This is a genomic window from Bradyrhizobium sp. MI1.4 (genome assembly GCF_055811315.1).
Genome location: NZ_JBVVPP010000035.1, coordinates 66,620 through 72,805 on the forward strand (window position 1 = coordinate 66,620; position 6,186 = coordinate 72,805).

General features: G+C 64.8%; 6 protein-coding genes. All 6 read left to right on the plus strand.

Going from position 1 to position 6,186, the window contains the following annotated elements; translation table 11 throughout:
- Nucleotides 1-80 precede the first annotated feature (80 nt).
- The 6 genes from AC0L23_RS28310 (at nt 81) to AC0L23_RS28335 (ending at nt 6,069) form a co-directional block, all read left to right on the plus strand.
- Nucleotides 81-1,439 (plus strand): formimidoylglutamate deiminase, encoded by a 1,359-nt coding sequence (locus AC0L23_RS28310; RefSeq protein WP_018460327.1) that lies wholly within the window; start codon nt 81-83, stop codon nt 1,437-1,439.
- Nucleotides 1,436-2,164 carry a histidine utilization repressor gene (gene hutC, locus AC0L23_RS28315; RefSeq protein WP_085350550.1) on the plus strand — a complete coding sequence of 243 codons (729 nt, stop codon included), beginning with the start codon at nt 1,436-1,438 and terminating at the stop codon, nt 2,162-2,164. The genes AC0L23_RS28310 and hutC overlap by 4 nt, the downstream gene beginning before the upstream one ends.
- Before the next feature lie 106 nt (nt 2,165-2,270).
- Nucleotides 2,271-3,215 carry an ABC transporter substrate-binding protein gene (locus tag AC0L23_RS28320; RefSeq protein WP_026234003.1) on the plus strand — a complete coding sequence of 315 codons (945 nt, stop codon included), beginning with the start codon at nt 2,271-2,273 and terminating at the stop codon, nt 3,213-3,215.
- Between the two features lie 73 nt (nt 3,216-3,288).
- Nucleotides 3,289-4,062 (plus strand): ABC transporter permease, encoded by a 774-nt coding sequence (locus AC0L23_RS28325; RefSeq protein WP_007601313.1) that lies wholly within the window; start codon nt 3,289-3,291, stop codon nt 4,060-4,062.
- Complete coding sequence (locus tag AC0L23_RS28330) at nt 4,059-4,844, plus strand: ABC transporter ATP-binding protein (protein WP_018460330.1); 786 nt, start codon at nt 4,059-4,061, stop codon at nt 4,842-4,844. Before AC0L23_RS28325 ends, AC0L23_RS28330 begins: the two co-directional genes overlap by 4 nt.
- Nucleotides 4,837-6,069, plus strand: coding sequence for a Zn-dependent hydrolase (locus AC0L23_RS28335; RefSeq protein WP_085350549.1), 1,233 nt, complete (start codon nt 4,837-4,839; stop codon nt 6,067-6,069). Before AC0L23_RS28330 ends, AC0L23_RS28335 begins: the two co-directional genes overlap by 8 nt.
- The last annotated feature ends 117 nt before the right edge of the window (nt 6,070-6,186 follow it).

Genomic DNA, 6,186 nt, shown 5'->3' on the forward strand with positions numbered 1-6,186 from the left:
CTGTCCCTTCGCGTGGGATGCTTGACTTATATGTCTAGACATATAATCGTGTCGCGGTTCTGTCCAGCCGGCATGGAAACATGACACGACTGCATTTCGCCTCCGCGCTCCTGCCCTCGGGCTGGGCCAATGACGTGCAGGTGGTGATCACCGCCGGCGCGATCGCCGAGGTGACGCCGGGCATGGCGCCGGTCTCCGGCGATGAACGCCACGACATCGCGTTTCCGGGACTTGCGAGCCTGCACAGCCACGCTTTCCAGCGCGGCATGGCGGGTCTCGCGGAACTGCGCGGCGATAGCACCGACACCTTCTGGACCTGGCGCGAGACGATGTACCGCTTCGCGCTGGCGATGACGCCTGACGACGTCGCAGCGGTCGCGACACTGCTTTATGTCGAGATGTTGGAGCAGGGTTTTACCCGCGTCGGCGAATTCCATTATCTGCATCATGATCGCGACGGCTCGCCCTACGCCGACATCGGCGAAATGGCCGCACGCATCGCGCAGGCCGCCGAAGCTTCGGGTATTGCGCTGACGCTGCTGCCGAGTTTTTATGCGCATGGCTCATTTGGGGGCGCAGCACCGCATGCCGGCCAGCGCCGCTTCATCTGTACGGTTGATCAATTTTCCGCACTGATGGCTGCCTCGCGCAAGGCGATTGAACGACTGCCGGGCGCGAATATCGGCATCGCGCCGCACAGTTTGCGCGCGGTGACGCCGGCCGAGCTTGCACCGATCATTCCACTCGCGGAGGGCGGCCCGGTGCACATTCATGCCGCCGAGCAGGTGAAGGAAGTCGAGGATTGCCTGGCGTGGTCCGGACGACGTCCGGTGCAATGGTTGCTGGAGCACGCACCCGTCGATCAACGCTGGTGCCTCATTCACGCCACCCACACCACGGACGAGGAAGTCCGCGCCTTCGCTAGGACCGGTGCGGTCGCCGGCCTCTGCCCCATCACCGAGGCAAGCCTTGGTGATGGCATTTTCCCGGCGCGCGAATTCGTCGGTGCCGGCGGTGCCTTTGGCGTCGGCACGGATTCCAATGTGCTGGTCGGCGTCGCCGACGAGCTGCGTCAGCTCGAATATGGCCAACGGCTCAAGCACCGTGAACGCAACGTGCTCTCTGCCGGCGCAGGCCGCTCGACGGGACGCGCCCTGTTCGATCATGCGCTTGCAGGCGGTGCGCGGGCACTAGCCCAGATGTCAGTCGGTCTGACGCCAGGTGCACGCGCCGACATCGTCACGCTCGACATCACGCATCCCTCGCTGGCGGGGCGCGCGCGCGATGCCGCCATCGACGGCTGGATCTTCGCTGGGGGCAACGGCGCGATCGATTGCGTCTGGGCCGGCGGCGACAAGGTCGTCGAAGGCGGGCGGCACAGACTGCGCCAGGCCGCGCGCGAACACTTCAACGCATCGGTGCGGAGGCTCGTCGCATGAGCCTCGCCACAGATGCCGGCGACAAGCCGACGCTCTACAAGCGGATCCGCGCCGATATCGAGAAGCGCATTCTGACCGGCGAGTGGCCGCCCGGGCATCGCATCCCGTTCGAGCACGAACTGGTGGCGCGTTACGGCTGCTCGCGCATGACCGTGAACAAGGCGCTGTCGGAGCTCGCGCAAGCCGACCTGATCGAGCGGCGGCGACGTGCCGGCTCCTTCGTCCGCCGGCCGCAACACCAGTCCGCTGTGCTCAAGATCGCCGACATGCGCGCCGAGATCACCGCGCTCGGGCGCGATTACGGCTACGAGCTGATCGGCCGCAAGCTCCGCGCCGCGACTGCGGCCGACCGTGACCGCCTCGGTGTCAAGAAGGCCGGCAAGGTGGTCGCGATCACCTGCCGCCACAGCGCCGACAACGTGCCTTTCGCCGTCGAGGACAGGCTGATCGATCTCGCGTCGGTGCCGGATGCGGCGGCCGCAGATTTTTCGCGTGAGCCACCCGGCTCATGGCTGCTTCACCATGTTCCATGGACAGAGGCAGAGCATACGATCAGCGCTATCGTTGCGGACGATCGCACGGCCGAAGCGCTCGACATCGCCGTCGGCGCGCCCTGCCTCGTGATCGACCGCTATACCTGGCGCAGCGCACGCACGATCACCGCCGTGCGGCTGCTCTATCCCGGTGACTCTCACCGCCTTGTCGCCCGATTCAAGGGAGGCTGAGAGGACGATGTCGGCACAAATCGTGCAACGTTTCGGGCAACGGTCCATGAGGACCGACCAAGATCAACAGGACGTCAATCCATCGATCGGCAAGAGGACGACAATCATGCGTAGTTCGAAAGTATTTGCGGCAGTCATTGCACTTGCGGTCTCCACCCCCGTGCTCGCCGACGACGTCAAGGTCGGCGTCGGCATCTCCGGATGGACCGGGTTCGCGCCGCTGACGCTGGCGAAGGAAGCCGGCATTTTCAAGAAGAACGGCCTCGACGTCACCATCAAGAAGATTCCGCAGAAGGATCGCCATCTCGCGATCGCGTCCGGCGACGTCCAGTGCGCGGCGACCACCGTGGAGACCTGGATCTCCTGGAACGCCAACGGCGTCGCGACCAAGCAGATCTTCCAGCTCGACAAGAGCTACGGCGCCGACGGCATGGCCGTGCGCAACGAGCTTGCCGCGATCAAGGATCTGAAGGGCAAGACGGTTGCTGCTTCCGCGCCCGGTACCTCGCCCTATTTCGCGCTGGCCTGGATGCTCAAGAAGAACGGCTTGTCGGTGAAGGACGTCACTGTCGTGAACCTCGAGCCGGCGGCGGCGGCACAGGCCTTTGTCTCCGGCCAGAACGATGCCGCGATGACCTATGAGCCGTATCTGTCGACGGTTCGTGCCGCCCCCGACAAGGGCAAGATCATCGCGACCACGCTCGACTATCCGATGGTCATGGACACGTTCGGCTGCACGCCGAAATTCCTCACCGAGAACCCGAAGGCCGCCAAGGCGCTCGCCGACAGCTATTTCGAGGCCCTCGACATGATCGCCAAGGACCAGGCCAAGGCCTACGAGATCATGGGTGCCGACGTGAAGCAGAGCGGCGAGGCGTTCGGCAACTCGGCAAAATATCTGCGCTGGCAGGACAAGGCCGCTAACCAGAAATTCTTCGCCGGCGATTTCCTGACCTTCAACAAGGAGGCCGCCGACCTCCTGCTCGAGATCGGGATCATCAAGGCCGCGCCGAAGGTCGAGGATCTCTTCGACGCCAGCTATATCAAGTAAATCTCCCAGGAGCCGCCGGCCCCGTCTCGCCGCGGGGCCGGCAAACTTGTTCACCGCCCGGATAGACAGTTTGATGCGTCCCCTCGATCCCGTGACGTCAAGGCAGCGCGTGGCTTACGGCCTTGCGTTCTTCGTGGTGTTCGTAGCCCTCTGGTCCTGGGCGACCTTCGGCGGCCATGTGTCGAAGGTGTTCCTCGCCAACCCGCTGACCATGGTGCAGGAAGGCGTCGATCTGATCATCAAACAGGGCTTCCTGTTCGACATCGGCATGACGATCTGGCGCGTCGTCGGCGGCTTCGTGCTGGCCGCAATCATCGCGGTGCCGTTCGGCGTGCTGATGGGCGCGTACAAGCCGGTCGAGGCCTTCCTCGAACCGTTCGTTTCCTTTGCGCGCTATTTGCCGGCCTCCGCCTTCATTCCCCTCCTGATCCTGTGGGCAGGCATCGGCGAGCTGCAGAAGCTGCTCGTCATCTTCATCGGCTCGGTGTTCCAGATCATCCTGATGATCGCGGTGACCGTCGGCACCACGCGGCGCGACCTGGTCGAGGCGGCCTATACGCTGGGAGCCAGCGACCGCGGCATCATCCGCCGCGTGCTGTTGCCCTCTTCCGCGCCGGAGATCGCCGAGATCCTGCGGCTGGTGCTGGGCTGGGCCTGGACCTATGTCATCGTCGCCGAACTGATCGGCTCCTCCTCCGGCATCGGCCACATGATCACCGACAGCCAGGCGCTGCTCAACACCGGCCAGATCATCTTCGGCATCATCGTGATCGGGCTGATCGGCCTCGTCTCGGACTTCCTGTTCAAGGCGTTCAACGCGTGGCTGTTTCCCTGGAGGCTCGCATGACGATCCTCAAGATCGAACAGGTCTCGCGAACTTTTCCCGCGCGCCACGGCAACGCGCCAACGAGGGCGCTGGAGCCGACCGACCTTGTGATCGGCAACAACGACTTCGTCACCATCCTCGGCCCTTCCGGCTGCGGCAAGTCCACGCTGCTTCGCATCGTCGCCGGCCTCGATCGCCCGACCGGCGGACGTGTGGTGCTCGACGGACGCGAGGTGACTGGCCCGGGCGCCGACCGCGGCATGGTGTTCCAGTCCTACACGCTGTTTCCCTGGCTGACGGTGCGCGAGAACATCGCCTTCGGCCTTCGCGAGCGCGGCGTGCCCGAGGTGGAGCGAAACAAGGTCGCCGATGCCTTCATCCGCCAGGTCGGTTTGTCCGGCTTTGAGAACCATTGGCCAAAGCAGCTCTCCGGCGGCATGCAGCAGCGCACCGCGATCGCGCGCGCGCTCGCCAATGATCCCAAGATCCTGCTGCTCGACGAGCCCTTCGGCGCGCTCGACAACCAGACGAGAGCCCTGATGCAGGAAATGCTGCTCGGGATCTGGGAGCGCGACCAGAAGACCGTGCTGTTCGTGACCCACGACATCGAGGAAGCGATCTTCCTCGGCAGCCGCGTCATCGTCATGAGCGCGCGTCCCGGCCGCATCAAGGCCGAGATCAATGTGGACCTGCCGCATCCGCGCTCCTACAAGATCAAGACCACGCCCGAATTTGTGCAGTTGAAGGAACGGCTGGTCGAGGAGATCCGCACCGAGGCGTTGAAGGTTGCCGAGCATGCCTAACACCTTTTCACGCGCAAACGGCGAGCGCGTTCTCGCCGATCTCAATGCGCTCCGTGCCATTGGCGCGTACAAGACCGGCGTGCACAAGCCGACCTTCTCCGAGCCGCACAAGCTTTCGCTGGATTGGCTGGTGCAGAAGCTGCCCGACGCAGGCCTCTCCGCCGCGATCGACGGCATCGGCAATGTCTTTGGCACCAGCGCAAAGTCGGGACCCAAGCTGCTCGCGGGATCGCACCTCGAAAGCCAGAACTACGCCGGCTGGCTCGACGGCCCGCTCGGGGTCGTCTACGCGCTCGAAGCGGCCCGCGTGCTCAATGCCGATCCCTCGCTCGAAGGCGCGGTCGAGGTTGCCGCCTGGTGCGACGAGGAAGGACACTTTGGACACTTTCTCGGTTCGCGCTCCTATGTCGGCCAATTGACCGAGACCGACATCGATGCCGCACGCGACCGCACCAGCGGCCGCACCATGCGGGCCGCACTTGCCGACATGGGGCTCGCAGGACGACCACGCATCGCCGCCGAGCCGGGCCGGCACGTCGGATATCTGGAAGCCCATATCGAGCAGGGCGACACGCTCGAAAGCGGTCGCCTTGCGATCGGCGTCGTCACCTCCATCGTCGGCATCTGGCAATACCAGATCAATTTCGTCGGTGAACAGAATCACGCCGGCACGACCCGCATGGCTGCACGGAAGGATGCCGGGCTGGCGCTGGCAAAGTTCTGCGTCGCGATCGACGAGCGTTTCCCCGAGAGCTGCGGCCTGCGCACGGTCTGGACCACCGGCCGCATCACGCTCGATCCGGGCGCACCGAGCATCATTCCGGGTGCGGCCGAAATGCTGTTCCAGATCCGCGACGACGATCCTTCCGTCGTCGCACGGCTGGAAGAACTGCTGCGGAGCATGGCGGACGAGGTCAGCGCGAACGGCCCCTGCACCGTCACCGTGGACAAACTGCGCACCGGTGCGCCGGCCATGATGAACGCGGGCATCCAGGACGCGATCGAAGCCGCGAGCAAGGCCCTGGCCGGCGGACGGTCCATCCGCATGCCCAGCGGCGCCGGCCACGACGCGCAGATGCTGGCGACAATCATGCCCGCGGGCATGCTGTTCGTACCGTCGATCGGCGGCATCAGTCATCACTGGACCGAGAACACCGCCGACGTCGACATCGTCACCGGCGCCCAGGTGTTTGTCGACGCTTGCCAGCGGATACTCGGCGGCTAGAACGATTACAGACACAGCTTCGCATCCTCGCGGCGTGTTTCGCCCGAGCTTTGCTTCGTCGCTTCACCCTCTTGTCCAAGAGGGCGCAGGGAAGGCCGGGTGCCGGCTGGCACCCGC